This is a genomic window from Arthrobacter sp. 35/47, from assembly GCF_000520475.1.
Lineage (GTDB): Bacteria > Actinomycetota > Actinomycetes > Actinomycetales > Micrococcaceae > Arthrobacter_D > Arthrobacter_D subterraneus.
In genome coordinates, this window is record NZ_AZHY01000357.1 from 1 (window position 1) to 2,854 (window position 2,854).

Annotated in this window: 2 protein-coding genes; one reads left to right on the top strand and one right to left on the bottom strand. The window is 65.4% G+C overall.

Annotation, left to right across the window (positions count from 1 at the left end):
• Positions 1-30: 30 nt before the first annotated feature.
• On the bottom strand, positions 31-2,667 hold the full coding sequence (gene valS, locus X803_RS0100335; protein ID WP_026543565.1) for a valine--tRNA ligase: 2,637 nt from the start codon (positions 2,665-2,667) through the stop codon (positions 31-33).
• Between the two features lie 66 nt (positions 2,668-2,733).
• On the opposite strand from valS, the gene X803_RS21220 reads away from it, so the two are divergent.
• Positions 2,734-2,854, top strand: a 121-nt coding sequence (locus X803_RS21220) for an SDR family NAD(P)-dependent oxidoreductase (protein WP_156929922.1), incomplete at its 3' end; no start/stop codon positions are given.

The following is a 2,854-nucleotide window of genomic DNA, read 5'->3' on the forward strand; positions in this document are numbered from 1 at the left end:
GGGGCTTCCTGCGACTGGATGAGAGCCCGGTCAGGCGTTGTCCGGTGCCTGCTCCGGCGCAGCCAGACGGACTTCGCTCACCCTCAGATCGCCGTCCTCCACACGGAGTTCGATGCCGGCGGCGTTACCGGCCGCGCTCAGATCGGCAAGCGCCGCCTCAAGCTGCCGGACCTGGGCAACGGATCCGCTGACGACGGCGGAGAGTACCTCGGTGCGCTGCTTGACCTTGGCCTCGGACTTGGCCTTGCGCAGCCCGCCGAGTGCGGCGCCGACCGTTGCCAGCATCCCGGGGTCCGCGTCCAGCGCAGCAGCAGTAAGCGCACCCGAAGCGGGCCACGCCGACCGGTGGACCGAGCCGTGCCGCCACCAACTCCACACCTCTTCGGTCGCGAACGGAAGAACGGGTGCGAAGAGACGAAGCAGCCGGTCGAGTGTCGTGGCCAGTGCGGCCAGGACCGATGCTTTCTCAGCTTCCCCGGCGCTGCCGTAGGCGCGGTCCTTGATGAGTTCGACATAGTCGTCGGTGAATGACCAGAAGAAAGACTCCGTCAGCTGCAGTGCACGCGCGTAGTCGTACTTCTCGAATGATGCCGTCGCCTGCTGCACCACCTCATCGAGTGACGCGAGCAGTGAACGGTCCAGCGGATTGGTCACTGACGATGAGTCATCCGACACGATGTCGGCTTCGGTTGCGCCAAGGTTGAGCACAAACTTCGAGGCGTTGAGAAGCTTGATGGCGAGCCGGCGCCCGATCTTCATCTGGGCGATCTCGTAGGCGGTGTCCGCGCCGAGCTTCGCGGAAGCTGCCCAGTAACGGACGGCGTCGGAGCCGAACTGTTCGAGGGCGTCGGTAGGCACCACAACGTTGCCCTTGGACTTGGACATCTTCTTGCGGTCCGGATCCAGGATCCAGCCGGAAATAGCGGCGTGCTTCCACGGCGCTGAATCGAGGATGGAGTCGGCACGAACCACTGAGGAGAACATCCAGGTCCGGATGATGTCGTGTCCCTGCGGGCGCAGGTCAAACGGGTACACCTTGCCGAAGAGGTCCTCATCCCTGGACCATCCGCCGATGATCTGCGGGGAGAGCGATGAGGTCGCCCAGGTATCGAGCACATCCGGGTCGCCCATGAAACCACCCGGCTGATCGCGCTGCGACTCGTCGTAGCCCGGCGCCGGTTCGGCGGCCGGGTCGACCGGCAGCATGTCATCCGACGGGAGGATCGGGTTCTGGTAGTCGGGCGTGCCGGCGTCATCCAGTGCGTACCAGACAGGGAACGGAACACCGAAGAACCGCTGGCGGGAGATCAGCCAGTCACCGTTGAGGCCCTCGATCCAGTTCTCGTACCGGCTGCGCATGAACGAGGGGTGGAAGTCGATCTCGCGTCCGCGGGCAATCAGGCGTTCGCGGCGGTCCGCGTCCCGTCCGCCGTTGCGGATGTACCACTGACGGCTGGTGACCACCTCGAGGGGCTTGTCGCCCTTCTCGAAGAAGTTCACGGGGTGGGTGATCTTTTTCGGTTCGCCGTCGAGCAGGCCTGCCTCGGAGAGCATCTCCGCGACGCCCTCCTTCGCCGAGAAGACCGTCTTGCCCGCGATGCGGGCGTAGTTCTCCCGGCCGGCCGGCGTCGTGATCCAGTCCGGAGTATCGGCGAGGATACGGCCGTCGCGGCCGACGATCGCGCGCGTGGGCAGGTCCAGCTCACGCCACCAGGTGACGTCGGTGAGATCGCCGAAGGTGCAGACCATTGCGATGCCGGCGCCTTTGTCGGGCTTGGCCAGCGGGTGGGCCAACACCACCACTTCAACGCCGAACAGCGGGGAAGTGACTGTCTTGCCGAAGTACGGCTGGTAACGCTCGTCATCCGGGTGGGCCACCAGCGCCACGCAGGCAGCGAGGAGCTCGGGCCGGGTGGTTTCAATATGGATCTGCGCGCCGTCCGCAGCCTCAAAGGGATAGCGGTAGTAGGCGCCGGGAACCTCCCGGTCCTCGAGTTCGGCCTGCGCAACGGCGGTCCGGAACGTCACGTCCCAGAGGGTCGGCGCTTCAGCGAGGTAGGCGTCGCCCTGCTTGAGGTTGGCGAGGAACGCGCGCTGGGACACCGCGCGGGACGTCGAGTCGATGGTGCGGTACGTCAGGTTCCAGTCGACGGACAGTCCGAGGGACAGGAAGAGGTTTTCGAAGACCTTTTCATCCTCGACGGCGAGCTCCTCGCAGAGCTCGATGAAGTTGCGGCGGGAAACGACGTCGAAATCACGCTGGTTCTTCGCAGGCTGCGCGGGCGGGCGGTAGTCGGCGTTGTAGGGCACGGACGGGTCGCAGCGCACGCCGTAGTAGTTCTGGACGCGGCGTTCGGTGGGCAGGCCGTTGTCATCCCAGCCCATCGGGTAGAACACGTTCTTTCCGGTCATGCGCTGGTAGCGGGCGATGACGTCGGTCTGCGTGTAGGAGAACACGTGGCCCACGTGCAGGGACCCGGAAGCAGTGGGAGGCGGCGTGTCGATCGAGTAGACCTCGTTGCGGGTGGTCTCTGTGTTGAAGGTGTACGTTCCCTCCGAGCGCCAGCGCTCGTTCAGCGCCGTCTCGAGGCCTTCGAGTGCCGGTTTGTCGGGAACATTGATGGGGGCGGGTGTGGGCGTGTCTGTACCCTCGTTGATGGATGCCATGGACCAATTGTTTCATGCCGGCTGTCCGGGACTGCGCGGTGCCCGTGGGTGGGCTAGTTTGGCTTCATGACTTCTGGACAGGGCAGGGCAGCAGTAGTGACGGGTGCAAGTTCCGGGATCGGTGAAGCAACGGTGCGCAGGCTGACGGCCGACGGCTGGCAGGTGTGGGCGGTCGCCCGCCGGGCCG

What these genes read in the sequence shown, in the direction of transcription:
- valS (WP_026543565.1), bottom strand. Translation starts at nt 2,667, where the DNA reads ATGGCATCCATCAACGAGGGTACAGACACGCCCACACCCGCCCCCATC.